This is a genomic window from Thermogemmatispora argillosa (assembly GCF_059696725.1).
Genome location: NZ_AP019377.1, coordinates 4,950,743 through 4,977,564, shown reverse-complemented (window position 1 = coordinate 4,977,564; position 26,822 = coordinate 4,950,743). Strand labels below are relative to the sequence as shown.

Genomic DNA, 26,822 nt, shown 5'->3' with positions numbered 1-26,822 from the left:
TCTGCTATTCGATAGAAGCGCCTCTGGAGAAGACGGATGTCTATCTCTTATGAGTACGAAGAAATACGTAGTGGTAGTGAGCATCAGACGGGGGACCTCCCTCAACGGCCCGGTCCCTACCCTGTGGCGGTTCTAGAACACTGTCAGAAACATCCCCTGGCAGTCCTTAGCTCGGCTGCTCACACGACTGAGCTACAGGTCGCCTGGCGCGCTTTGGCCCATTGGAATCGCTATTTGAAGGAAAACGATCCACAGGAGCAGCATCTCTTTCTTGAAGAAGCCAACCATTTGCTGGCGCTGGAGCAGCCTATCGGCGCCCGAGCAGGTGGCTGGCCACTAACGGCGAGGCGTCCAGGCGAAGCACCTGTCCCCTGCCTTTCCGCCACTGTCCAGAGTGTCGCTCTGGCCGTTTTGCTGCGCGCCCTCAGCATTACAGGCGAGGCAGCTTATGCTGCAGCCCTGGCACGCTGTTTAGCAACCTTCCATCGCGATATCCTGGATGGTGGTATTCGCACCCCCCTCTATGCCGAGGGGATCTTTTTCGAGGAGCTAGCACTCTATCCGGCCTTCCATCATTTCAATGGGATGGCCTTCGCCTTACTGAGCCTCCAAGAGCTGGTCGCATCCTGGTCCGCCTGCGATGAGGAGAGTCGCAAGCTTTTCCAGCAAGCTCTGGCAACCTTTGAGCAGAGTTTAGATGAGTTTGCTGGGCCTTACTGGCCTTATCGTGAGCTGGCGACACGCAGCTTGGCCACGCCCCAAGAACTGGCTTTGCAGAGCGTCTTGTTGTCCGCCTTGAGCACTGCAACGGAGAGCAAGGCTTGCGCTCGCGCCCTTCTCCGTTGGAGTCATTTCTCAGGAAGCAAGCTTTGTCGCCTACGCTATCAGTTGCAGCATCTGGGGCGCGCAGTCATCAGACGTGTCTGGCACTGCTGGCAACCGCGCCTCTTTCCACGTCCAGTGGCAGCCTCTGGGCAGTTGCGTGTCTGCGTCCCGCTGCCAGCCTTTCCCGCTATGGGGGGAGTACTGACGGTGCTAGAGGCAGTCGAGCAGGTTACGCAGGATCTGTGGCAGATGGAATATCTGACCCGTGCTCTTACTGGGCAAGAAACTGATCGGTACGTGGTTCATCGCTTTGGCCGCCCTTGGATGGGCGCCTCACATTTCCCCTTTGTCTGGTTCTACGTTTTGGCTGGCACGGCAAAGCTGTTTGCCTTGCTGCGCCGGGGAAGAAGCTTTGACCTGGTATTGCCACAGGATGCGGTCTTTTCAGCGCTACTTTCGGCGCCACTGGCGCGTCTGAGCGGTGCACGCGTGGTCTGCATCGATCATGGCCATTTGACCTTGCTGCAAGAGGATGTTCATCAGCAGCATCTGGCTGAGCGCAGGCATTTGCTCGCTCATCGTAGCCGTCTGCGCCGTCTGATCGGGCGCCTCCAGGAGTGGTGCTACTGGCCTTCCTATCGCCTTATGCTGCGGCTGGCAGCTCGTTTTGTCGATCAATACCTGGTCCCAGGCGTTCCAGGAGACGGCGTCGAGACAATGGCAGCACGTTTCGGCATTCCCGCCAGTCGCGTGGTTCGCTTCGCCAGCATGGTCAATGTTGAGTATTATCCCTCCCTTACCCGCGAAGAACGGGCGGGCCGTCGCCAGAAGCACGGGCTACAAGCAGAGGACACGGTGGTGGCTATTGCCTGCCGCTTGACCCCAGAGAAAGGTTTAGATATCGCGCTGGAGAGCCTGGCCCGTGCACTGCAGCAGCTACCCTATGCGCAACGGGCGAGCGTGCGCTTAATTATCGCCGGAGAAGGCCCCCTGCGCCAGGAGATCGAAGAGACTATCCAACGGCTCCAGCTAGAGAGCTATTGCTCTCTATGGGGAGAGCTGTCTGCACCGCAAATCGCTCATCTGCTCTCGATCAGCGACATTTTCCTCTACACCAGTACTCGCGGAGCCTGCTTCTCAATGGCTGTGTTGGAAGCTATGGCGGCGGGTTGCGCTGTCATTGCTTCAACTCGCCCGCCCTCGAATGCTGCGCTGCTGGCGGAGGGGCGCGGCATTGCCGTACAGCCTGCTGATGTGGAGGAGACGGCGAGAGCGCTTGTGCGCCTGATCGAAAATCCTACGCTTTGTCGCCAGATGGGGCAGGCTGCCCGGGCCTATATAGCGGATCACCATAGCCCCGAGTCCTTTCGTCGCGTCTTGCTGCGGGCCTCTGGCTGGGCCAATTTGGAGCAGCTTCTTGAGGGAAAGGTAAGGGCAGCTCACACTGGCCGAGAGGGGGAAGTTGAGGATTGAAGCCGACAACGCAGCAGCCCTATCCAGTCTATCCGGGGCCACAATATCCGCAGTATGCTTCCGGTTATCAGTCGCTGCCATCAGCGCAGGTCGTCCGGCCCATGCCGCCAGCGCAGCCAGCGCTACCTACCCCATCACCATCAACGATATCAAGGTCAAGGGCCAGCGCCCCAACACCAGCGCAAGACAAGGGCAATGACTATGTTGGTCAGCTTCGAAGGCTGGTCAAGAGCAGCGGGATCTATGCCCTCTCCTCTCTAGCCGGCCCACTCACCTCGCTGGTGCTGGCTCCTTTTCTTACGCACGCCCTCTCGCGCGATGAGTATGGCGCATTGTCCGTCCTGCTCTCGGCCATCTCTCTGATCGCCGGGATCACTCAGCTCGGCCTGGGTAATGCTTTTTTCCGCGCTTATGGCTACGACTACGAATCACGCCGTGAGCGATTGCGCGTGCTCTCAACGCTAGTAGCACTTCTGCTGGTCATCTCCATCGCTGCGACGCTAGCCATGTCGCTAGGAGCAGCTCTGCTAGCTTCGTTGCTCTTTCAATCGGCCCTGCTAACGGCTCCGGTTCAGGCCGCAGCGCTGGTCGTGCTGCTGCAGAATCTGAGTGTGCCAGGTCTGGCCTGGCTGCGCGCCGAGAATCGCCCAGCCCTCTATGCTACCCTCTCGATCACTAACCTGCTGGTGGGATTGCTTGCCACTCTCCTCTTTGTGGGACCTTTACACCTGGGAATGACTGGCGCCTTGCTAGGTACAGCCAGCGGCTACGCTGTGGTAGTGTTCGGCATGCTCCCTGTGATCCTCTGGGAGGCAGGCCTGGATTTCGATCGGGAGATGGCTCACAATATGCTGTCTTTCGGCGTGCCTTTGGTAGCCAGCTTTATTTCAGTCTGGGTGTTGCAACTCTCGGATCGCTATCTGCTCAGCCGTTTTGGATCGTTGGCTGAGACCGCCAGCTATTCCATTGCCTACACGTTGGGGAATGTCCTGGGGGTACTGGTGATTTCACCGTTTAATTTGGCCTGGCCTACAACTATGTTCTCTGTGGCCCGTCGCCGCGATGCTCCTCAGCTCTTCAAATTAATCTTCCGCTGGTTCAGTGTGGTTCTTTTGCTGGCTGCTTTCGGTCTCTCTCTCGCCGGTAAGTTTCTGCTAGAGATCCTTTTTCCGGCAAGCTATCATGGAGCTTCTCCCGTGATTTCTTTGGTAGCTATGTCAATGGTCTTCTACGGCATCTATAATGTCTTCAACGTAGGAATATCGATAAAGAGAAAAACCTGGTATGCAGTAGTCCTTACTGCTGAAGCCGCTATTTTCAATGTCGTTCTGAATGTGGTACTGATCCCACTTATGGGAGCGCTAGGGGCAGCCTTCGCAACGCTGCTGGCCTACGCCTTCCTTTCGCTGCTCGCCTATCTGGTAAACAATCAGATGTACCCCGTGCCCTTTGAAATCGGGTTCTTTCTCAGCGCCCTGGTCCTCGGGATTGTCTTCTACGTGGGAGCAGCCTTCTTGGCTCAAAACCTCGATCCAGTGGGCGCCGCCATCTTTTACGGGCTGACCTGGCTGGCTTATGCCATTATTCTTCTGATGCTGGCGCGCCTGCCAGTGCGGCAGCTTGCTCGTCTGCGCCATGCCCTTTCAGGAAGGAGAGAGAAGAGAAGCATATGACTATGCTCACCGATGTCTCCGACGTGACAGCTCGCCCACAGCCGCTTTTCCAGGGGCAGCGCGTCGTCATGCTCAGGTTCGCCCCTGCCGCAGGCGACGCTCGCTTGTGGCGTACAGCGACAGCTCTTAAGCAAGCAGGTTTACAGATCACAGTGGTAGATATAGTAGGATCACCCTCCTCTCCTCCCCAAGAGCTGCGCCAGGGGATTACTCTGAAGCATATCATCATGCCCGCCTGGTTCGTTTCTGCTCGCTTTAAACCCTGGTTTCTAGTGAAGCTGCTGCGAGCCAATGTGCTGGCCGCCCTTCATTTGCTGCGCGAAGAGGCCGACATCTATCACTCCTTTGTGGAGCATGCCCTGCCCGCCGCCTATGTGGCCGCCAAGTTGCGCCATAAGCCTCTGATTTTTGACTCGCCCGAATTGCCGCTTTCAGACCGGGCAGTCCAACGCTGGCCGCGCTTGCTCGCCATCGCGCGCCGGGTGCTGCGCTATCTTATCCGTCGCAGCCAGGGAGTGATCGCCGTTTCTCCGCCGATCGTGGCCTTCATCGAGCGCGAGTACGGGGGCCAGCATGTTACACTCTTGCGTAATGTTCCCCCTTACCGGCAGGTTGAACGCACCAATCTTTTACGGGAAAAACTGGGTTTATCACCCAATGTTCGGATCGCCCTGTATCAGGGGAATCTTCAGGAAAATCGTGGTCTCGATCTGCTCGTACGTGCGGCTCCTTTCCTTGAGCCAGACGTAGTGATCGTGATGCTGGGAGCAGCTCGGGAGCCTACCCATCAGAAACTGAAGCAGCTCATTGGCGAGCTTGGCGTGGAGGAGCGCGTGAGATTGCTGCCGCCTGTTCCCTACGAGGAACTCCTGAGTTGGACAGCCTCCGCAGATCTTGGCTTGACTTTATTCCCCCCCGACTACTCGCTCAGTATTCGCTACTGCCTGCCCAACAAGTTCTTTGAGTATCTGATGGCCGGCCTCCCAGTGCTCAGCTCCCAGCTTGATGTGATTGCTGAACTCATCCGCACCCACCATGTGGGGGTGGTTGAAGCATCACGCGATCCAGCAATCGTAGCCGCGACGATCAACCGTGTCATTCACGACGATAAGGCTTTGGAAGAAATGCGACAAAATGCCTTGAAACTCGCGAAAAATGAGTTTAATTGGAACCGCGAGCAAGTTCATTTGTTTGAACTCTATCAGGCTCTGCTGCCAACGACACTAGCCAGCGCGCCGTTGCCGTGGTCAGCGCAGGAGGGATGACTACGATGAGTGAGCTGCTAGCTAGCGAGCACGAGCAGCGCGCTGCCTTGAGCACAGAGGTAGAGACCACCAGGGCCGGAAGCGCAACCAGGGGCTTCCCCCCCTTGCGGATCTGTATGCATGTGCTGGGCCAGGGAAGTAGCGATGTGCGTGTGATGCGCGCCGCTACAGCCCTGAGCGCCGCCGGCTGCCAGGTCAGTATCGTGGATCTGGAGTCACGCGACAAACCCGCGTGCGAGAACCTGCAGGGCATCAGCTTGCACCATGTGCGGCTGGCTCCTGATTTCTTCTCGTCACGCTTTAAACGACAGGCGCTGCTACGAGCGGCGACGATCTTTGTACGCAGCCTGTGGCAGGTGCTCAAGACGGATGCCGATCTCTACCACGCCCATGACGTCGCCGCTTTACCAGCCTGCTATCTGGCCTCGCGCCTGCGCCGGAAGCCCTTGATTTTTGAGGCCCATGAGATGCCGCTGGAGGAGCACCCGCTGTCTTCGATGAGCCGAGGTCGGCGCTTACTGCATCATATGCTGGCTCTCCTGGTAAAAGTCATGATTCCAGCCAGCGATGGCGTGATTACCGTCTCGCCGCCGATCGTCGAGGAGCTTCAGCGTCGCTACCGGCTTCGACGCCTGGCGCTCGTGCGTAACATTCCTCCCTATCAGAAGGTAGCTCGCACGAGACGACTGCATGAGGCTCTAGGACTGGCACCTCAGATGCGCGTCGCTCTTTACCAGGGACGTTTCCAGGCTAATCGCTCACTGGATCTGCTCGTGAGAGCCGCCCGCTACCTTGACCCTGAGATCGTGATTGTGCTCCTGGGGAAGGGATTAGGTAATGCCGCTGAGGAGCTGGAGCGGCTCATCGCACAGGAACAGGTTGGTGATCGCGTGAAGCTTTTGCCCGCTGTTCCCTACCGCGAGCTGCTGAGTTGGACCGCTTCGGCAGATCTGGGCCTGCTCATTGCTTCGCCAGATTATTCGCTGAATGTGCGCATGTTCTTGCCGAATAAGCTGTTCGAGTATATCATGGCCGGCGTGCCTGTCCTGACCTCAGCTCTGCCTGCGGTTGTGGAGCTGGTAGAGAGATATGGGCTGGGACAGGTGGTGAACGAGTTGACACCGGAGGCGATCGCCCAGGCTATTAATGGGATGCTTTCCCACCCGGAGACTCTGACAGCTATGCGTAGGAACGCCTTGCAGGCCGCAGCCAACGAGCTGCACTGGGAAAAGGAGCAGCAAAGTTTACTTGACCTGTATCAATCGATCGTGACAGAGATAAATAAAGAAACAATTCTACTAGAAGAAGGTAGAAAGTAGTGGAAGACTTCACTTTAGAAGGATATCGTCAGTTGCTCCTGGCTTTCGCCAATCAAGGTTACCATTGCTCGCTTTTCAATGGCCTTGAAGAGCGCTTAGAGCGAGGAGAGAAGGTCCTTATTTTGAGGCATGACATCGATATTAGCTTAAAAGCAGCCTGGGAGATTGCGCGCCTTGAACACGCATTAGGTTTCCAAGCCACCTATTTTGTCATGTTATCGTCTCCTTTTTATAATGTACTGAGTACAGAAAGTGCGCGTTTTTTGGATCAGATGCATGCCTATGGGCATGATATTGCCCTTCACATCGATCTCCAGGATCATCATGGTCAGTATCTTGATGTAGAACATGAAATAGAGATCCTGGCACACTTTTACCCGTATGTGAATCGTGAGATTGCCAGCGTCCACAGCCCGCGCACGCTCGCCAGCATTCCGGTGGAGCAAGCCAGACCGATCTATCGGGTCTACCACCTAGCGCAGCGCGGCGATCTTGCCTATATCAGCGACTCTACAGGGCGCTGGCGCTACGGTCATCCGCTGCAATCAACAGCTTTCCGTGAAGGGAAACCCATTCAGCTGTTAACTCATCCGATTTGGTGGGTGGCTGAGGGCGCCACCCCCAGGCAAAAACTAGAAAGCTGGTTTTATCGGAGCTACGAAGGGAATCTGGAACTGGCCAGAACCTTTCTGCCCAAACTTTTTAGCCAACTGAGCCAAGCACATCAAGCGAGCCAACCAGAGCCAGAGACCCCCTAGGCGCCAGTTCTGCCCGTTCCAGGCTCAGCGCAGCGGGCCGTAGCCTATCCTGACAGTTGTCTACGAACTGAACAGGGAGCGAAACCTATGAGGCAAGTCTATCACGAGCACAAGCATGCTCTGTTGCTGCTCAGCGTGCTAGTTGTAGCTATCCTTGTAGGAGCGAGCCTGCTGCTCCATCCCTGGTGGCTTATTACCCACTCACCGTTGATCTCCCAGCTGACAGCCAGCAATCAGTTGAATACGACTAGCGGCCAGGGGAGCCGCTTTAAAGATCTGCATCTGATCGGCGGCTTTACCGTTGGGACACCAGCCGAAGTAGCCCAAGCAGCTTCTCTCGGTATTCGGGTCGTGTTCGAATATGGCGATCCTCCTTCACCAGAGAGCGAGCTAGGCAAGGCCTTGCAGGCAGCTCACATGCAAGTCATCGATGGCTATATCTCTAGCTACCTGCAGTATTATGAGTGTCATCGCACTAAAACGGTGAAGCCACCCCCACCAGGCGCTCACCCCTATTGCGGACGGGACTCCGTGCCGATCGCCAGCGAGGAGGCCCTGCTTCAGCTTGTCAAGCAGCACCTTGAAGAGGTCCAGTCGAATCCTCTGATCTTGGGATACTGGGTACTTGATGATTGGGTGCTGTGGGACCCGGGTAGCGCGCGCGAGCTGCTAGTGAAGTTCCATGCCTTGATTCAGCAATATACGCCCCAGCGTCCCGCGATCTGCGGCTTCGGGGCCTCGCTCCCTTCAGGCTTCGATACTGGTTGGCATGATGAGGTTGCCGCTAATTTTACCTCCGAGGGCTGCGATATGATCGGCTTCTATATCTTTACGGTCTTGCAAGCCCAGGAAGATGCCTCAGCGAACCACTACGATTGGTCGATGCGCAGCACGCTGAACGCTATGTTCGCCAGCCTGGAAAAACGAGGGTGGGACTATACCCAGACCCCTCTCATCGGCATCGCCCAGGCCTTCGGCGGCCCTTCGACGCGCGCCGGCCTGAGTTGGCCGCTGCCCAATACGGCTGATATTGTGCAGCAAAGCCAGAGCTTCTGCCAGCATGGAGCTATCGGCATCGCCTATTACGGCTGGGACGCCAATCTCTATGGCCCTCAAACTCAAACCCCTGCCAATAATCGCGCCATTCAGGAGGGCATCCGCCAGGGTATCGCCGCTTGCCAGCAGGTTTGGAGAGCGGCGGAGCAGCAGACGCCAGCTTCTCTGGATTAGATACCTTCGAAAGCGGTCATGATTGCCGAGAAAGACGGCAATCATATTCTGTCAAAAGAGCTATCCCAGCGGCGACTTGCAGCCACTAGAGCAGTATACTGTTATCTAGCGTCCTTCTTCCTCTCCTTATTTTTTCAAGTCATCCTTAGAAGGCGCGCTTCTTTGGTTGTGCGCCGCCTCTGGCCCAAGCGCCAGGGATAACGGGAGAGCAAGCCGTGATGACAGGTCCTGGGATATGAAAGTAGAGAAGGATGCTTCGATTCAAAGCTGTGAGCATATGGTTGCTGCCTGTCTACGCTCGATCAATATCTGGTGATGAGAGCGATCTTTTCCCGGGATAGGTGGTTATAGCGCGATCTCTATTTTGGCAGGAGTAAGTCCTTCTTATGAGTTTTGAGAGAAAAGAGGTTCACAGTAGCCAATTTCATGCGCAGACAGTGATGGCAAGAGGTGTAACGGCGGAGCATCCCGGTTGTCTCCCAGAGAGCAAAGTAGATCAGCCACCCAGCCTCTGGCTGGCGAGCAGGCGAGATTATCCACGCGATGCCTGTATACCCGCTCTCGTCGCACAACAGGCGCAAGAGCGCCCGCTGGCACCGGCAGTGGTGACAGCGGAAGTCACTTTGAGTTACCAGGAATTGAATAGACGCGCCAACCAGCTTGCCCATTATTTACGCATGCGTGGTGTCCGCCCAGGGGTAGCGGTCGGCCTCTATCTGGAGCGCTCACCTGAGCTGATCGTAGGTCTGCTGGCGATCCTCAAAGCGGGTGGGGCCTATGTGCCGCTAGATCCGTCGTATCCGCGCGAGCGCCTCTCTTTCATGTTGGAGGATGCTCAAGCACCTATACTGGTCACGGTTGCCCGCCTGGCTAACCAGCTCCAGCAGGAAGGTGCTATTCTCCCTCCAGGGCAGCTCGTTTGTCTGGACCGGGATGCCGGTCAGTTAGCCGTCCAGCCGATAGGGGAGGTTGAGGAGGAGCAAGCTGGACCAGACGATCTGGCCTACGTGATCTATACCTCGGGATCAACCGGGCGCCCCAAGGGCGTGGAGGTCACGCACGATAACTTATTGAATCTGATTTTCTGGCATCAGCGGTCTTTTGCTGTGAGTGCCGCAGATCGGGCCAGCCAGGTAACCAGCCCCGCTTTTGACGCGACTGGTTGGGAGATCTGGCCCTATCTGACCTGCGGCGCTTCTGTCTATCTGCCTTCCGATACGATCCGCCATTCGGCGCCCGCACTGCGCGATTGGCTGGTCGAGCAGGGCATTACGATCGCCTTTCTGCCTACGCCCTTGGCCGAGCAGGCGATTCAGCTCCCCTGGCCTGCAGACACCGCTTTGCGGTTTCTCCTGACAGGCGCTGATACCTTGCACCGTTATCCACGCCCCGGCTTGCCGTTTACTCTGGTCAACAACTATGGGCCGACTGAGACGACGGTCGTGGCAACCTCTGGTCCGGTGCCGCCGGCCAGCGAGCCTCTAGCAGAGCCACCTTCCATCGGTTGGGCCATCGATAATACGTCTCTCTACATTCTTGATGAAAGGTTACAGCCTGTCCCTTGGGGGATGCCAGGTGAGCTGTATATCGGCGGCCAGGGTGTGGCGCGCGGCTATCGAGGGCGTCCAGAGTTGACCGCTGAGCGTTTCTTGCCCGATCCATTCTCCTGCCATCCTGGTGCTCGTATGTATCGCACGGGCGACCGCGCGCGCTTTTTGCCAGATGGCCAGGTCGCTTTTCTGGGCCGCCTGGATAATCAGGTCAAGCTGCGTGGCTATCGCATCGAGCTAGATGAGATTGCTACCGTGCTTAATCAGCAGCCGGGAATCACTGCTAGCGCGGTTGTCGCGCATGAGGAGCGGCCCGGTGAAAAGCAACTGGTTGCTTATGTGGTCACAGCGCCGGATGTACAACTCACCTCTACCCAGCTACGGATGGCGCTGGCCAGGCAATTGCCTGACTACATGCTGCCTTCGGTCTTTGTGCGTTTGGAGACACTGCCTCTGACCGCTCATGGGAAGATCAACCGGGCTGCGCTGCCCCCCCCGAGCGCCTGTGAGATTTTACAGGAAACGGCAACAGATTCAGCAACGCTTCCATCAGCAGAAGGTGCCTCGGCGCCCGCTCATGCCATTGAGCAAAAGGTGGCAGAGGTGGTCTGCTCGTTGCTGGGTCGGACGGATATCGATGTCACAGCTAATTTCTTCATGCTCGGTGGTCATTCGTTGCTTGGGGCCCAGCTCATCTTGCGCCTGACCGAGCTGTTTGGAGTACAGATCTCGCTGCATACGTTGTTTACCGCTCCAACAGTACGCCAGCTCGCCGCGAGGATTGAGCAGCTCTTGCTTGAGCGTTTGGAGGCACTGAGTGAGCAGGAGGCGCGCAATCTGCTAGAGCAGCTGCAGCACAGTTGAGATGCAGCGGCTTGGGTCCTGTGCTGGCTGCTCGGGTAGGGGGAGAGAGCAGGCAGCACGGTGGCCGCTTGAAGTAACAAGACGTGAAGAGAAGACGCTACGAGAGGAAAAGTGGTTGTTGCCAAGGCAAGGCCAACCAAGCCAATGGCCTTGCGCCTAGATAGAGGAGCCTAAGACCATTATGCAGGAGCCGAGGTCGGTAAGACAGCAGCAGGAACCACCACTGAGTCTCTATCATCTGCTTGATCCAGAAGTCCTGGCTAATCCTTATCCGCTCTACCACCGTTTGCGTCGGGAGGACCCCGTCCATTGGGACCCCTTTCTGCATGCCTGGGTGGTAACACGCTATGCGGATGTGATCACGGTTTTTCAGCGCTTCTCCGCGCAGCGAACGCCAACCCCCGAGCAGCTAGAGGCTATGGGGATGCAGGCGTTAACTCCTTTGGCTCGCGTAATGGTGAAGCAGATGCTGTTTCTGGACCCACCTGCCCATACGCGGGTACGCAGCCTGGCAGCAAAGGCGTTTACTCCACGACGGGTGGCAGCGCTCCGCGAGCATATTCGCGATATCACCAACAGCCTGCTTGATAGAGTACAGGCTCAGGGACATATGGATGTGATCGCGGACCTGGCTTATCCTCTGCCCGCTATCGTCACTGCAGAGATGCTCGGTGTGCCTACCGAGGATTGGCAACAGTTGACAGCCTGGTCCGCCGACTTCGCTCAGGTGCTCGGGAATTTTCAGCATAATCCAGATCGGGTGGCTCAGGTGATTCGGAGCCTGAATGAGATGACAGCCTATTTCCGCTCAGCTATTAGAGACATTGAGCGCCACCCGCGTGAGGGCTTGATTCATGCGTTCCTCACAGCTGAGATCGATGGTGATCGCCTGAGCGAGGAAGAGGTTATCGCAAATACCATTATTACGATGGTGGGAGGGCAGGAGACAACTACTAACCTCATCGGGAATGGCGTGCTGAGCCTCTTGCGCCACCCTGATCAGCTTGCTTTGCTACGCGCAGATCTCTCACTGATCCCTTCGGCAGTGGAGGAGTTGCTGCGCTACGAGAGTCCCAGCCAGCATACTGCTCGTCTGGCCCCCGAGGATACAGAACTGGGTGGGAAGAAGATTCGTAAACGCGATGCGGTGATCGCAGTGATGGGAGCTGCCAATCGCGACCCGGAGCGCTTCCCGGACCCCGACCGCCTCGATATTCGACGCGAGGATAATCGCCATGTGGCTTTTGCTTGGGGTAGCCATTTCTGTTTCGGTGCCGCCCTGGCACGCATTGAGGGTCAGACTGCTATTGAGCTAATTGTGCGTCGTCTGCCCGGCCTACGGCTGGAGCCAGGCCCGCTTGTCTGGCGCGAGAATCTCGGATTGCGTGGTCTCAAACATTTGCTGGTATCTTGGGAAAGGTGAGAGGTGAATAATGAGCGATAATCATTCTTCAGCTGATGTACGTCAATTGCTGATAGAACAACTGCGGCAGGGAAAATTGGTCGGTGAGCCGCTGGCGCATAAACTCCTTCCGCCGCTCCCTCGACGAGAGCCAGGTCAGTGTGTGCCTCTATCGCTTGGACAGCAACAGCTCTGGTTTTTGTCTCAGCTCATTAAGGACAGGCCGGTCTATAACGAGTGTGTGACTGTGCACCTCCCTGGACAACTGGATCGCGATTTGTTTGAGCAGAGCTTCAATGAGTTCATTCGCCGCCATGAGATCTGGCGCACCAGTTTTCCAGAGAAGGATGGCCAACCTGTTCAAGAGGTTCATCCCTTCAAGCCGCTTAAACTGCCCTTTGTTGATCTACGCTCTCTGCCACCGGAGAAACGTGAGACAGAAGCACGACGTTTGGCGGAAGAACAGGCCCGCCTTCCCTTCGATCTGGCAAACGGTCCCTTGCTGCGTGGTCTGTTGGTCCAGCTCGAAGATCAGCTCCATCGCCTGTATTTAACACTGCATCATATCATTTTCGATGGGGTGACTCTCTATCAGATCTTTTTACCAGAGCTATGGGAACATTATGAGGCACTGTGTTCCGGGCGCCCGGCTTCCTTGCCTGAGCCGGCTCACCAGTATGCCGACTACGCTCTTTGGCAGCAAGCTTCTCTCCATGAGCGCTTGCTTGATGAGCAGCTTGCGTATTGGCGACAGGCGCTCGAAGGGGTCCCCGCTTTGATTAATTTACCGACGGATTTCCCCAGGCCACCAGTGCAGAGCTTCCGCGGGGGAATGGTGCCGTTTCGGCTGAGCAGGGAGCTAGCAGAGGCCATTAAAAGGCTGGCCCGCGAGGAGGGGGTGACGCTCTATATGGTCTTAATGGCCTCATTACAAGCTCTGCTCTATCGCTACACTCGTCAGGAGCATATTGTGATTGGGGCCGTGCTGGGTAGCCGCGAGCAGCGACCTGAGTTTGCCAGGATGCCTGGTTATTTTCTGAATACGCTGCCGCTCGCCTGCAAGTTGACCGATAGCTTGAGCGTCCGTGAGCTGCTGCAACAGGTTCGGGAGAGGATTATAGGGGCAATTGCTCATCAGGATATACCGTTCAGCTATCTGGTGGAGCAGCTACAGATTGAGCGATCTCTGGCGTGGAATCCGCTGTTCCAGGTGGCTTTGACACTTGAGCCTCATTTACCTGTATTGCCTTCCGGGTGGACAATTACTCAGATGGATGTAAGTGCGGGGACGTCTAAATTCGACCTTTCTCTAGAGGTGGATGAGCGGCCTGATGGCACTCTCATCGGGCGCTTTGAATACAGCAGGGATTTGTTTGAGGAGGAGACCATCGTCCGGCTCGCCCGCCATTGGCAGACCCTCCTCTCTTCCCTCGTCTCCTCCCCTTCCTGCCCCCTGGCCTCTCTCCAGCTCCTCTCCCACGACGAACTCCACCAACTCCTCGTCTCCTTCAATCCCTCTCCCGACTCCCTCCCGCCTGCTCCCGTCCCTGCCATTCATCTCCTCTTCGAAGCCCAGGTCCTGCGCTCTCCCTCCTCCTGCGCCCTCCTTCAGCTCCCTTCCGGCTCCTCTCTCTCCTACCTCTCCCTCAACTCCCAGGCTAACCAGCTCGCCCGCCTCCTCCTCTCCCTCGGCCTCTCCCCCGACTCCCCCGTCGCCATCCTTCTCCCTCCTTCCCCCTCCTTCTTCATCGCCCTCTTCGCCGTCCTCAAAGCCGGCTCCTTCTACCTCCCCCTTGAGCCTTCTACTCCGCCCGCCCGCCTCTCCGCCCTCCTCTCCCACATCCAGCCCTCCTTCCTGCTCACCTCCCAGTCCCTCGCCTCCTCCCTGCCCGCTCTCCCTCCCTGCACCTCCCTCCTCTGCCTCGACTCCCCCTCCCTCCTCGCTCAGCTCTCCTCCCTCCCCAGCGACAACCTCCCCTGGTCCGGCTCCCCTGACCAGCTCGCCTACCTCATCTTCACCTCCGGCTCCACCGGCTCCCCCAAAGCCGTCTCCATCTCTCACGCCAATCTCCTCGCCTCTACCCTCTCCCGCCTCCTCTACTACCGCCACCTCCCTCCTTCCCGCTTCCTCCTCCTCTCCCCCTGCTCCTTCGATAGCTCCGTCGCCGGCATCTTCTGGTCCCTCTGCTCCGGCGCTACCCTCGTCCTCCCTCCCTCTCCCCTCTCCGACCACCTCCTCCTGCTCCCTTCCCTCCTCCAGCAGGCCCACATCTCCCACCTGCTCGCCGTTCCTTCCCTCTACCGCTTCCTCCTCGAACACTCCTCCCCCTCTCAGCTCTCCTCCCTCCGCTGCTGCATCGTCGCCGGCGAACCCTGCCCACGCTCCCTCGTCCTGCTCCATTTCTCTCTCCTCCCTCACACCCCCCTCTTCAACGAATACGGCCCCTCCGAAACCACCGTCTGGGCCTCCGTCCATCCCTGCTCCCCCTCCGACCCCTTCCCCATCTCCCCCATCGGCCGCCCTCTCCCCCACTGCCGCCTCTACGTCCTCGATCCCTCCCTCCAACCCGTCCCCATCGGCGTCCCAGGCCAGCTCTTCATCGGCGGCCCCTCCGTCTCCCCAGGCTACTTCCGCCAGCCTGCCCTCTCCTCCCTCTCTTTCCTCCCTGACCCCTTCTCCTCCTCCCCCAACGCCCGCCTCTACCGCACCGGCGACCTCGTCCGCTGGCTCCCCGACGGCTCCCTCCTCTTCCTCGGCCGCCTCGACCAGCAGGTCAAGCTCCGCGGCTTCCGCATCGACCTCACCGAGATCGAGGCCGTTCTCTCCTCCCACCCCTCCATCCAGGAGGCCGCCGTCCTCCTCTCTCAGCCCTCTCCCTCCGACCCCTCTTCCTCCCACCTCGTCGCTTACTTAGTGCCCCGCCCAGGAGCAGAGCTTGCCTTACAGGATCTGCATCTGTACCTGAAAGAGCATTTACCTGATTATATGATCCCTAAGATATTCGTGAAGCTGGAAAGGCTCCCAACGAACGAGCATGGAAAGATCGATCGCTCTCTTCTTCCTCCACCAGAGGAGGCCAATCTTTTGAGCGAAGACGCCAGTTCGGTTCACAGAGAGAATACTCCGGTTGAGGCAAAAATCGCCGAGCTGACCGCCGCTATCCTGAACAGAGAGCATGTCGATCTGGAAGAGAATTTCTTCAGGTTAGGCGGCAACTCACTGCTAGGCGCTCAGCTGGTGCTTCGCATCTCAGGTGCTTTTGGCATTGATCTGCCACTACAGGTACTGTTCCGAAGCCCATCGCTGCGTACCCTGGCCGCAGAAGTTGATCGGCTTCTCTTCGAGAAAATAGAGAGCATGAGTGACGAAGAGGCCGAAGAGTGGCTCGCTCGCCTCGGTCTGGCTTGAGCTTGAAAGAATGATTTGAAGAATCTTGGAGTTGCTTGGATTCAGGGAACAGGTGATAGATATGGCATCAAGAAGAGAGCTTTCTGCTAAGAAACGTGCATTGCTTGATAGTCTACGCAAGGGGAATTTAGTACAAGAGAATGAGGGGTCTTTGTTGCCACCGCTGCCACATCATGATCCCGAGCAGCCGGCACCTCTCTCCTATGGACAGCAGCAACTCTGGTTCCTCTCCCAGATGCTGCCAGATTCTTCTGTCTACAATACCCCTATTGTTATTGAAATTCCCGGCACCTTGAATGAGGCCGCGCTTAAAAAGAGCTTGCAAGCCTTTTCACAGCGTCATTATCTCTGGAGCTCGTCTTTCCCTTCTCATGATGGTATTCCTCTGCAGGTAGTGGAGCCTTGTCTTTCTTCTTTCTCTCTTCCTGTCACTGATCTCTCTTCTCTACCTGCCCCTGAGCAACTCTCGACGGCCCACTCCTTGATTGAGCAACAGGCGCGCCTCCCCTTCAACCTTTCTCAGGCCCCCCTGTGGCGCGCCTTCCTGCTGCGCTTTTCTTCAGAACTCCACTGGTTGTGCTTGATCGTCCACCACCTGATCTGCGACGGTCACACCGTCCAGCGCATCCTTCTCCCCGAGATCTCGCATTTCTACCACCTCTTCTGCAACCAGTCTAATGCTACTATTCTCGAACCTGCAGCCCATCAATATGCTGACTATGCGCTGTGGCAGCAGAGCCGTCTCTCTCCTGAGCGGTTGCAAGAACTGTCTGCCTTCTGGAAACGCTATCTGCAGGACGCACCTACCACGCTCGCTCTGCCAACGGATCGTCCGCGTCCAGCCCGGCAGAGCTTCCGCGGTAGCACTTATCATTTCACTATTGCTAAAGAGGAGATGGATTCGGTGCGCAGTTTTTCGCAGCAGGAAGGCTGCAGTCTTTACACAGTTCTGCTAACGGCTTTCCAAATTCTGCTTTATCGCTATAGCCGCCAGGAGGACTTTTTGATCGGTATTTTCAATAGTGATCGCCACCTTCGGCCTGAATTTGAGAGCATTCCGGGATATTTCCTCAATACGCTCGTACTGCGCAGCCGATTGAGCGACACGCAGGAGGCTCGCGAGTTGGTCAAGCAGACCTGGCAGAACTTGACTGAAGTGCTGGCACATGGCGATATGCCGTTCCACTACCTGGTCCAGCGTGTGCTCCCAGAGCGCGACTTATCTCAGAATCCGCTGTTTCAAGTTGCGATTTCGCTAGCCCCTGCACCGGCTGTGTTGCCCAATGGCTGGCGCGTTCAGGAGAGCAGCTTGTCGAGCGGTAGTAGCCGCTTTGACCTCTCATTGATCCTGGAAGAACTACCCGATGGCTCACTGCACGGCAGCTTTGAATACAGCAGGGATTTGTTTGAGGAGGAAACCATCGTCCGGCTCGCCCGCCACTGGCAGACCCTCCTCTCTTCCCTCGTCTCCTCCCCTTCCTGCCCCCTGGCCTCTCTCCAGCTCCTCTCCCACGACGAACTCCACCAACTCCTCGTCTCCTTCAATCCCTCTCCCGACTCCCTCCCGCCTGCTCCCGTCCCTGCCATTCATCTCCTCTTCGAAGCCCAGGTCCTGCGCTCTCCCTCCTCCTGCGCCCTCCTTCAGCTCCCTTCCGGCTCCTCTCTCTCCTACCTCTCCCTCAACTCCCAGGCTAACCAGCTCGCCCGCCTCCTCCTCTCCCTCGGCCTCTCCCCCGACTCCCCCGTCGCCATCCTCCTCCCTCCTTCCCCCTCCTTCTTCATCGCCCTCTTCGCCGTCCTCAAAGCCGGCTCCTTCTACCTCCCCCTTGAGCCTTCTACTCCGCCCGCCCGCCTCTCCGCCCTCCTCTCCCACATCCAGCCCTCCTTCCTGCTCACCTCCCAGTCCCTCGCCTCCTCCCTGCCCGCTCTCCCTCCCTGCACCTCCCTCCTCTGCCTCGACTCCCCCTCCCTCCTCGCTCAGCTCTCCTCCCTCCCCAGCGACAACCTCCCCTGGTCCGGCTCCCCTGACCAGCTCGCCTACCTCATCTTCACCTCCGGCTCCACCGGCTCCCCCAAAGCCGTCTCCATCTCTCACGCCAATCTCCTCGCCTCTACCCTCTCCCGCCTCCTCTACTACCGCCACCTCCCTCCTTCCCGCTTCCTCCTCCTCTCCCCCTGCTCCTTCGATAGCTCCGTCGCCGGCATCTTCTGGTCCCTCTGCTCCGGCGCTACCCTCGTCCTCCCTCCCTCTCCCCTCTCCGACCACCTCCTCCTGCTCCCTTCCCTCCTCCAGCAGGCCCACATCTCCCACCTGCTCGCCGTTCCTTCCCTCTATCGCTTCCTCCTCGAACACTCCTCCCCCTCTCAGCTCTCCTCCCTCCGCTGCTGCATCGTCGCCGGCGAACCCTGCCCACGCTCCCTCGTCCTGCTCCATTTCTCTCTCCTCCCTCATACCCCCCTCTTCAACGAATACGGCCCCTCCGAAACCACCGTCTGGGCCTCCGTCCATCCCTGCTCCCCCTCCGACCCCTTCCCCATCTCCCCCATCGGCCGCCCTCTCCCCCACTGCCGCCTCTACGTCCTCGATCCCTCCCTCCAACCCGTCCCCATCGGCGTCCCAGGCCAGCTCTTCATCGGCGGCCCCTCCGTCTCCCCAGGCTACTTCCGTCAGCCTGCCCTCTCCTCCCTCTCTTTCCTCCCTGACCCCTTCTCCCCCTCCCCCAACGCCCGCCTCTACCGCACCGGCGACCTCGTCCGCTGGCTCCCCGACGGCTCCCTCCTCTTCCTCGGCCGCCTCGACCAGCAGGTCAAGCTCCGCGGCTTCCGCATCGACCTCACCGAGATCGAGGCCGTTCTCTCCTCCCACCCCTCCATCCAGGAGGCCGCCGTCCTCCTCTCTCAGCCCTCTCCCTCCGACCCCTCTTCCTCCCGCCTCGTCGCCTTCGTCTCCCTTCGCCACGGCTCCCAGCTCGACCCCTCCTCTCTGCGCTCCTTCCTCTCCGACCAGCTCCCTCCCTATATGATCCCCACCTCCTTTGTCTTCCTGGAGACCCTCCCTCACACCTCTACTGGCAAAGTCGATCGCCTCGCTCTCGCTGCTCTCCCACTCCCCGAGAGCCGTGAAACGGCCAGCAACAACCCACGCCCCTCTACTCCAGTAGAGACCGCCCTGATCCAGCTGTGGGAGGAGGTACTCAATACCAGCCCTATCAGCACAAGTGATAACTTCTTCTCGCTCGGCGGCCACTCTCTCCTAGCAGCTCGCCTCTTTGCACGCGTCGAACAATGTTTCGGCGTGAAACTTAGCTTGAGCACGCTTTTCACGCATCCCACGGTTGAAGAGCTGGCTAAGGCTATCGAGGAGATGGCGACTACGAGCTCAACAGAAGCAGCTATCATAGCGGCCAAAGCCGACGCTGTCAGCGCTTCACCGCTGCCACATCATGATCCCGAGCAGCCGGCACCTCTCTCCTATGGACAGCAGCAGCTCTGGTTCCTCTCCCAGATGCTGTCGGATTCACCGGCCTATAATGTCTCCGTAATCATTGAAATCTCGGATAGCGTCGATGCGAACGCTCTCCAGCAGAGCCTGCATGCCTTCTTACAGCGTCATCACTTGTGGCGCTCAGCCATTCTCTCCCTCTCTGGCTCCCCTGCCCTCCTACTGCAGCCCTGTCCTTCTCTTCCCTTACCCCTCACTGACCTATCCTCTTTACCTGCCGAGGAGCAACTTTCCGCAGCTCGCTCCCTCATCGAGGAACAGGTACGACTGCCATTCAATCTCTCCCAGCCGCCCTTACTGCGCGCTTTCCTGCTCCGCCTTTCTGATCAGCGCTATTGGCTGTGCCTAATCGTTCATCATATTATCGCAGATGCCCAGACTCTCTATAGTATTTTACCCTCTGAGCTTCAAAAGCTCTACGAATCATATGCTAGCGGACACATTCCAGATTTGCCCGCACCACGCTATCAATACGCAGATTATGCTCTTTGGGAAGAGAAACACCTGTCTTCTGAACGTTTAGAGCAGCTTCTGAGCTTTTGGAGAGAATATCTCCAAAATGCTCCTACAACTCTGGCTTTACCCGTTGACCACCAGCGTCCCTCTACCCGCCGCTATCATGGGAGCAGCTACTATTTCTCTCTGCCTCCCGAGCTAGTAGCAGATCTCAAGAAACTCGCCGGTCAGGAAGGGGTCAGCCTCTATACGGTGCTGATAGCAGCATTCCAAATTCTTCTTTATCGCTACAGTTCTCAGGAGGACTTCCTCATCGGTACATTCACGACGAATCGTCATAAGAGACCAGAGCTTGAAGAGATTCCTGGCTATTTTTTGAATGCAATACCATTGCGTAGCTGCATAGCCGACGCACATCGGCTCAGCGGACACGAGCTAATTCAGAGAACGCGCAAGGCCCTGGCCGCCGCACTGGCTCACGATGATTTGCCTCTACCCTTGCTGGTTCGGCACGTCTTTCCTCAGCGCCTAACCCAAGGAGATGCTCCTTTCCAGGTGGCAATCACCATGAACTCTTACCGTAGGCTGGGGAACAGTTCCTGGCAGATCCAGGAGCTGGCTATTGATACTGGAGCTAGCAGATTTGATTTGACACTGAGCCTGGAGGAGCGTTCCGACGGAACACTGCACGGCTGCTTTGAATACAGCAGGGATTTGTTTGAGGAGGAGACCATCGTCCGGCTCGCCCGCCACTGGCAGACCCTCCTCTCTTCCCTCGTCTCCTCCCCTTCCTGCCCCCTGGCCTCTCTCCAGCTCCTCTCCCACGACGAACTCCACCAACTCCTCGTCTCCTTCAATCCCTCTCCCGACTCTCTCCCGCCTGCTCCCGTCCCTGCCATCCATCTCCTCTTCGAAGCCCAGGTCCTGCGCTCTCCCTCCTCCTGCGCCCTCCTTCAGCTCCCTTCCGGCTCCTCTCTCTCCTACCTCTCCCTCAACTCCCAGGCTAACCAGCTCGCCCGCCTCCTCCTCTCCCTCGGGATCACCGCCAACACGCCTGTTCCGCTTCTACTGCCTGCCTCCTCTGCTTTCATCGTGGCCCTGCTGGCCGTTCTCAAGGCTGGCGCTTGCTTTGTTCCTTTAGATCCTGAAACACCGACTGCACGTTTGCAAGCCATGCTGACTACTCTGCAGCCCACGCTGCTGCTCACAACCCAATCGCTAGCAGGAAAGCTGCCAGCTCTCACCTCTGCCTGTACAGTAGTCTACCTTGACGCCGCAGAGACACAGAGTCAGCTCGCCTCCCTGCCGAGCGACAACCTCCCCTGGTCCGGCTCCCCTGACCAGCTCGCCTACCTCATCTTCACCTCCGGCTCCACCGGCTCCCCCAAAGCCGTCTCCATCTCTCACGCCAATCTCATGGCCTCTTTCACAGCGCGCCTGGAGTATTACAAGGCTCTTCCACCAAGAGTTCACGCTCCTCTGCTCTCTCTGAGCTTCGATAGTGCCCTAACAGGTGTCCTCTGGACACTCTGCGAGGGTGGCAAGGTGGTCCTCCTGTCGGAAGAGCAAAAGAGGAATCTGAGCAAGCTACCGGCCTTGCTACAGCAGTTCCAGGTATCGCATCTACTTGTAGTGCCCTCCCTCTACAGGCACATTCTCGAATACGCTACCCCTTCACAGCTGGCTTCTCTGCGCTGCGTGTTGGTAGGAGGCGAAGCCTGCCCACGCTCCCTCGTCCTGCTCCATTTCTCTCTCCTCCCTCACACCCCCCTCTTCAACGAATACGGCCCCTCCGAAACCACCGTCTGGGCCTCCGTCCATCCCTGCTCCCCCTCCGACCCCTTCCCCATCTCCCCCATCGGCCGCCCTCTCCCCCACTGCCGCCTCTACGTCCTCGATCCCTCCCTCCAACCCGTCCCCATCGGCGTCCCTGGCCAGCTCTTCATCGGCGGCCCCTCCGTCTCCCCAGGCTACTTCCGCCAGCCTGCCCTCTCCTCCCTCTCTTTCCTCCCTGACCCCTTCTCCCCCTCCCCCAACGCCCGCCTCTACCGCACCGGCGACCTCGTCCGCTGGCTCCCCGACGGCTCCCTCCTCTTCCTCGGCCGCCTCGACCAGCAGGTCAAGCTCCGCGGCTTCCGCATCGACCTCACCGAGATCGAGGCCGTTCTCTCCTCCCACCCCTCCATCCAGGAGGCCGCCGTCCTCCTCTCTCAGCCCTCTCCCTCCGACCCCTCTTCCTCCCGCCTCGTCGCCTTCGTCTCCCTTCGCCACGGCTCCCAGCTCGACCCCTCCTCTCTGCGCTCCTTCCTCTCCGACCAGCTCCCTCCCTATATGATCCCCACCTCCTTTGTCTTCCTGGAGACCCTCCCTCACACCTCTACTGGCAAAGTCGATCGCCTCGCTCTCGCTGCTCTCCCACTCCCCGAGGGCAACGATACGCGGGAGCAGAAAACAGCCCCGCGCAACCTGCTAGAGCAAAAGCTCACACAACTCTGGGAAGAGCTTCTCAACGTTCAGCCGATTGGCGTCCGCGACAACTTCTTTGAGCTAGGAGGACATTCTTTGCTCGCCGCCCGCCTCTTTGCACGCATTGAGGAACACTTCGGGAGGCAGTTGCCACTCTCGCTGTTCTTCGAGGAACCGACAATAGAAAGACTGGCGAGAGCTATCGAGGACGAGGAGCAGCAACGTTCTCGCACGCCCGTCATTGCCGTACACCGTAAGGGAAAGAAACGGCCACTCTTTTACCTACACGGAGATTGGACCGGCGGCGCCTTCTACTGCATCGAGTTGGCGAGGCTTCTAGGAGAGGATCAGCCTTTCTATGCTGTTGAACCCTACCGCTTCGCCGAGGGGACACCGCCGCCAAGCTTCGAGGCGATGGCCGCCGCCCACATTGAAGCTATTCGGCAAATCCAGCCTCATGGGCCTTACCGTCTGGCTGGCTGGTGCAATGGCGGCTTGGTGGCCTACGAGATGGCTCGCCAGCTACAGGCCAATGGCGAGCAGGTCGAGCTGTTGGTGTTGATCGATCCTACCGCACCAGAACAAGGCTGGAGCCGAGCACGTCTAACTTGCTCCTTTATCAGAGTCCTGGGTACTCTCCTGGGCTGGGATGAGCTACAACAGATAGAGTGCTTCCGCAAATGGCGTTATCGCTATAGCCTCTGGCGCTACAGACTCGCGCGGCTGCGCCAACAAAGGCAGCCAAACGCCGATGAGGAGGAGGTCGGGCCAGCGCTGCCCGACGAGAGCCATCAGCGTTGGACGAGTACCTGTAGCTGGATTCTCACTCGCTATCGCTCAGGCCCCTACTATGGAGATCTCATCTTTTTCTGGGCCGCTGAGGACGAACGATGGCGCCGTAAACCTTGGGAAAGCTTCGCCCGGCGCCATCAGCAGGAAGGCCGCGGGCGAGTTGAGAGCAGAGAATTGCCCGGCACCCATATCACAAGCCGCACTACTTACCTTGAGGCCTTCGCCACAGAACTCAAGCGCTGCCTTGAGGCGGTGGATAAGCAAGACCTCCCCCAAACAAATGAACGCATATCATAGATAATAGATAACAAACAATCATACGCAGCTTATGATGATTTTGTATGGCAAACGCTTCTTACAAGAGGAGAGGCCCATACCATGAGTCCTATCTTCTTGCAGAGCTTTCCTGGAATTACTATAATGGAGGTGTCAGGCCATACCAGAGGTGGCGTAGACAAAACCCAGAGATCTGCTCGGGAGCGGGTCGCCGGCGGGCGACCCTGTTAACCCGGCAGTCAGCGTCTGGGAGAAAAGATCTGGGATCACGGTTGGGGTCTGCGCAGAGGTGGCCCATGCGCAAGCCTCAACCTTTTTTGTTGGTCTGGAATGGCCACGGGATTGACCGGCGCTGCGCCTGATCGCAGACGAACGCAGAGAGGCGAGGCAAGGGCAGAGAGTGCACAAAAGGAGAAAAGGGGAGCTTGGGCTGAGGGACAGGAACCTGCCTCAAGGAAGAACGAGGGAGCTGCTGACGAAAAGGCCAAGAGCGAGGGGAGAAAGTACCTCGATGCCTTGGGAGACCATGAAACTGACGATGCACGAGAGCAAAAGGAGGCAAACGATAAGCGAAACGACGGCTCATGCACACTCCTTATATAGCCAGAAGAACAGTCAAAGCAAGTGACCCCGATCCATACAAGACCGGCTACAGGTAGCTAGAAGTGAGCCAGCCCGTTTTGCCCGTAGAGATAGGCACAGGGAGACCTCACCATAAATTACGCTGGGTGAAGTCCCCCTGTCACAAAGCACAGCGGTATAAGTCTAGAGGTCCTATCAGGGAACAAAGAAAAAGAAAGCGCTACTCTAACATCAAGCGAGGTAGCGCTAAGAGCGAATGCGACTAGCGACTGCAGGCGCAGCCACGAGGCTCGCCGCCGCCGCTGGCCGTCCTAAAGGAATGACCACAGCTGCAGGTCGTCACGGCGTTCGGGTTATTGACCGTAAAGCCGGCGCCCATCAGGCTATCAACGTAGTCAATTTCGCTGCCGTTGACATAGTCCAGGCTCATCTCATCGATGAGCACCTTGAAGTCACCCTGAGAAATGACCGTATCGCCTTCCTGCTCCTCATCCAGCGTCATACCGTACTGGAGGCCGGAGCAGCCACCGCTGGCAACGAAGATGCGCAGCCCCAGATTAGGATCATTCTCCTGCTGGAGAAGCTCGCGAATCTTCTCCGCCGCCAGAGGTGTCAGCGTCACGACGCTGCTTTCGTTCTTTTGCTGCTGCGTCTGCTCGATCATAAGTATCTCTCTCCCAAAGGTTGAACCTGCTTGCTCGCCTCAAGCCCACCGACACGGGTTCCACATGAAGGCATTTCAAGCTCCCAGTTGCGTCTTATTATATCCCACGAGGCAGACAGCGTCAAGGGAAGGACGGCGCCCCTTCTCCGAGCACGCAACAGGAGCCTGCTTCCAGCCTGCTCCTCATCTGCACTCCAGCAACTGCACAAGCGACGAAGGACAAGAGGAGCCATAGCCGCACACTGGAGCCAAGCAACGCCGAGGGAAGGGACTAGAGGCCGAAGCGCTGCTGTGCACGGATCAGATTAGCCAGTAAGGTTGGCACCTCAGGCGGGGAGCCATAGAGCAGCCCTCCATGTCGCTCGCCACTGGAGGTCATTCGCAGCATCGTATTGGCCGCCGACCACCCCTGAGCCAGCAAATGGGCCGCCAGCCCGCTGACAATGGGAGCGGCGAAAGAGGAACCGGACCAATCCGCCCAGCCTGTCGTATTTGGCTCACCGTTAGGGAACGAAGGAGAAATATAGACTCCCCTGACAGCATCGGGCAGATCGTTACTATCTTTCACCCCCTCGACATCACCCCCAAAAGTAGCTACCCCGCCATTCACCGGCGGCATAGCGGCAGCGTTGGCAAACTGCGATGGCTCGAAACGGCTATTCACCGCAGTCACGCTGACCACCGTCGCATAGCGCGCTGGAGCCCGCGGCGGTCGCCGCCTCCTTCCCTGACGACTTTCCAACCAGGAATCGTTACCGGCTGCTGCCACTAATAAGGCCCCTTGAGCATACAGACTCTCACAGAGGAGACGTAGCCCCTCTTCCAGCAGGGAGAGCGCGCTCATAGCGCTAGCCAGTCCGCGACTCGGCCAACGGCGATCATCAAACCAGATATACGGCAGACGACGAGCATCAGGCAGTGTCGTCAGGCTCAAATTGACAACCAGGCGTCGAACGGCGCCAGTAAACAGCTCTTTCTCTAAACTCGTCAGGGCAGCAAACAACCCATAGAGGTCGCCGCCTCCATAGTCGTTGAGAATGCGAATGAGGCGAATGCGCGCCTGGGGAGCAATATCCCGAATCAGGCCGGCCACAAAGAGGCCATGATCAGGCATAGGATAGTACAAAGCCTCTCCATAACGATCACGCCCAGTGCGAATAGCCTCCCAGAGAGGATAGCGGTCATACTCGATTTGGAATAGCCCACTGCCATTGCTCAAGTCAGCCGCTAGCCGCTGAAGCAGCCAGTTGCGTCGGAACTCGGGACGCTCAGCAGCCTTGAGAAGACGATCGGCCTCAACCGCTGTGTCAAGCACAGCAACCAGAACCTCACTCGCTCCTTCAGGGTCAAGCAAAAGGCCTTGATCAAGAAAAGAAATATGCCAGCCCAGCGGCGGCTCACTGGCTCCAATAGCCGGCAGCTCTAGACGCGGCGCAGGCCGCGGTGGTAGGGCTGGCCCCCCCACGCTGTAATAAAAAGGGGCGGCGGTGACCAGCCAGTTCGGCATAATAGATACGAGGCGCAGGCCTCGTTCGGCCAGCTCCTCAAGATGCACTTGCAAATATGCCAGCGCCAGAGGCATGGGGTCGACCAGCGCCTGCTCTAAATGGCGTACCTGGTAGAAAATTGCGACAAGTGGCTGCTGGCGGTGATAGCCAAAGAGAAAGGCTCGCTTGCGAATTGGAGGCCGAGGTGGCCTCACTTCCTCTTGCCAGCGCCCCCCACTCCCATACGGTTCCAACACCAGATGATGTGGCTCTAGAAGAGCATTGAGCTGGCTCCGTACTTGCTCAGCCAGCAATTCTAAGGCATCCTCAGCAGGCCTTCTGGGTAATTGCACTACGACCACCATCTCACCGCGTACCCAATAAAACAGCTCGGTTGGCCTCCCTACAAGATCAGCAGCACCAGGAGTCATGCACAGATCCCCTTCTAGCTAGAGCTAGCACGGCTTGAGCGAGCACATAGGATGGTGAGCACTGTTTCACAGGCAGACAGCTAAAGGCAGCAGGAGTCAGATGGTGCCTCTGCGATCCCTCCCGTCTGGCCCAGTCCAACAAGCTCCCACCGGCAGGTGTTCCAGCTCCCGCCCATTTCTTCGTCGCCTACTTCGGGCAAAATGGGATGGAGCGACTGTTTCCTATCATCGGGCATTATAACTGAACCAATAGAAGATGGCAAATGGGAATCTCCAGCCCAGAGCGATCTCCGGGGCAGGCAGACAGACAGGCTATATTGCCTCAACGGGACCAGGGATCAAAGGCAAGAGGAGCGAGCGCTTTACCTTTGCCCTTCCCTGGTCTGTCGAATCCCGCT

Annotated in this window: 12 protein-coding genes; 10 read left to right on the top strand and 2 right to left on the bottom strand. The window is 58.0% G+C overall.

The genetic code is table 11. The features are described from left to right. Positions 1-36 precede the first annotated feature (36 nt). The 10 genes from AC6H1L_RS19450 (at position 37) to AC6H1L_RS19405 (ending at position 23,281) form a co-directional block, all read left to right on the top strand. The gene (locus tag AC6H1L_RS19450) at positions 37-2,298 is read left to right on the top strand and encodes a glycosyltransferase (RefSeq protein ID WP_497599110.1); all 2,262 of its coding nucleotides are present in this window, start codon (positions 37-39) and stop codon (positions 2,296-2,298) included. Continuing rightward, positions 2,295-3,971, top strand: coding sequence for a lipopolysaccharide biosynthesis protein (locus AC6H1L_RS19445; RefSeq protein WP_497599109.1), 1,677 nt, complete (start codon positions 2,295-2,297; stop codon positions 3,969-3,971). The genes AC6H1L_RS19450 and AC6H1L_RS19445 overlap by 4 nt, the downstream gene beginning before the upstream one ends. Continuing rightward, positions 3,968-5,236, top strand: a complete 1,269-nt coding sequence (locus AC6H1L_RS19440) for a glycosyltransferase (protein WP_497599108.1) — start codon at positions 3,968-3,970, stop codon at positions 5,234-5,236. The genes AC6H1L_RS19445 and AC6H1L_RS19440 overlap by 4 nt, the downstream gene beginning before the upstream one ends. 5 nt (positions 5,237-5,241) lie before the next feature. Further along, the gene (locus tag AC6H1L_RS19435; RefSeq protein WP_497599107.1) at positions 5,242-6,555 is read left to right on the top strand and encodes a glycosyltransferase; all 1,314 of its coding nucleotides are present in this window, start codon (positions 5,242-5,244) and stop codon (positions 6,553-6,555) included. Continuing rightward, on the top strand, positions 6,555-7,313 hold the full coding sequence (locus AC6H1L_RS19430) for a polysaccharide deacetylase family protein (RefSeq protein WP_497599106.1): 759 nt from the start codon (positions 6,555-6,557) through the stop codon (positions 7,311-7,313). The genes AC6H1L_RS19435 and AC6H1L_RS19430 overlap by 1 nt, the downstream gene beginning before the upstream one ends. 87 nt (positions 7,314-7,400) lie before the next feature. Continuing rightward, complete coding sequence (locus tag AC6H1L_RS19425; protein ID WP_497599105.1) at positions 7,401-8,543, top strand: hypothetical protein; 1,143 nt, start codon at positions 7,401-7,403, stop codon at positions 8,541-8,543. A 440-nt stretch (positions 8,544-8,983) separates the two neighbouring features. Next, on the top strand, positions 8,984-10,957 hold the full coding sequence (locus AC6H1L_RS19420; protein ID WP_497599104.1) for a non-ribosomal peptide synthetase: 1,974 nt from the start codon (positions 8,984-8,986) through the stop codon (positions 10,955-10,957). 181 nt (positions 10,958-11,138) lie between these two features. Continuing rightward, positions 11,139-12,380, top strand: a complete 1,242-nt coding sequence (locus tag AC6H1L_RS19415; RefSeq protein WP_497599103.1) for a cytochrome P450 — start codon at positions 11,139-11,141, stop codon at positions 12,378-12,380. Between the two features lie 10 nt (positions 12,381-12,390). Then, entirely contained in the window at positions 12,391-15,768 is a 3,378-nt protein-coding gene (locus tag AC6H1L_RS19410; RefSeq protein ID WP_497599102.1) for a non-ribosomal peptide synthetase, read from the top strand. Positions 15,769-15,868: 100 nt separating this feature from the next. Beyond that, positions 15,869-23,281, top strand: coding sequence for an amino acid adenylation domain-containing protein (locus tag AC6H1L_RS19405; protein WP_497599101.1), 7,413 nt, complete (start codon positions 15,869-15,871; stop codon positions 23,279-23,281). Between the two features lie 823 nt (positions 23,282-24,104). On the opposite strand, the gene erpA is transcribed toward AC6H1L_RS19405, so the two are convergent. Continuing rightward, the gene (gene erpA / locus AC6H1L_RS19400) at positions 24,105-24,506 is read right to left on the bottom strand and encodes an iron-sulfur cluster insertion protein ErpA (RefSeq protein WP_497599100.1); all 402 of its coding nucleotides are present in this window, start codon (positions 24,504-24,506) and stop codon (positions 24,105-24,107) included. Positions 24,507-24,777: 271 nt separating this feature from the next. Beyond that, the gene (locus AC6H1L_RS19395) at positions 24,778-26,424 is read right to left on the bottom strand and encodes a S8 family serine peptidase (RefSeq protein WP_497599099.1); all 1,647 of its coding nucleotides are present in this window, start codon (positions 26,422-26,424) and stop codon (positions 24,778-24,780) included. Positions 26,425-26,822 lie beyond the last annotated feature (398 nt).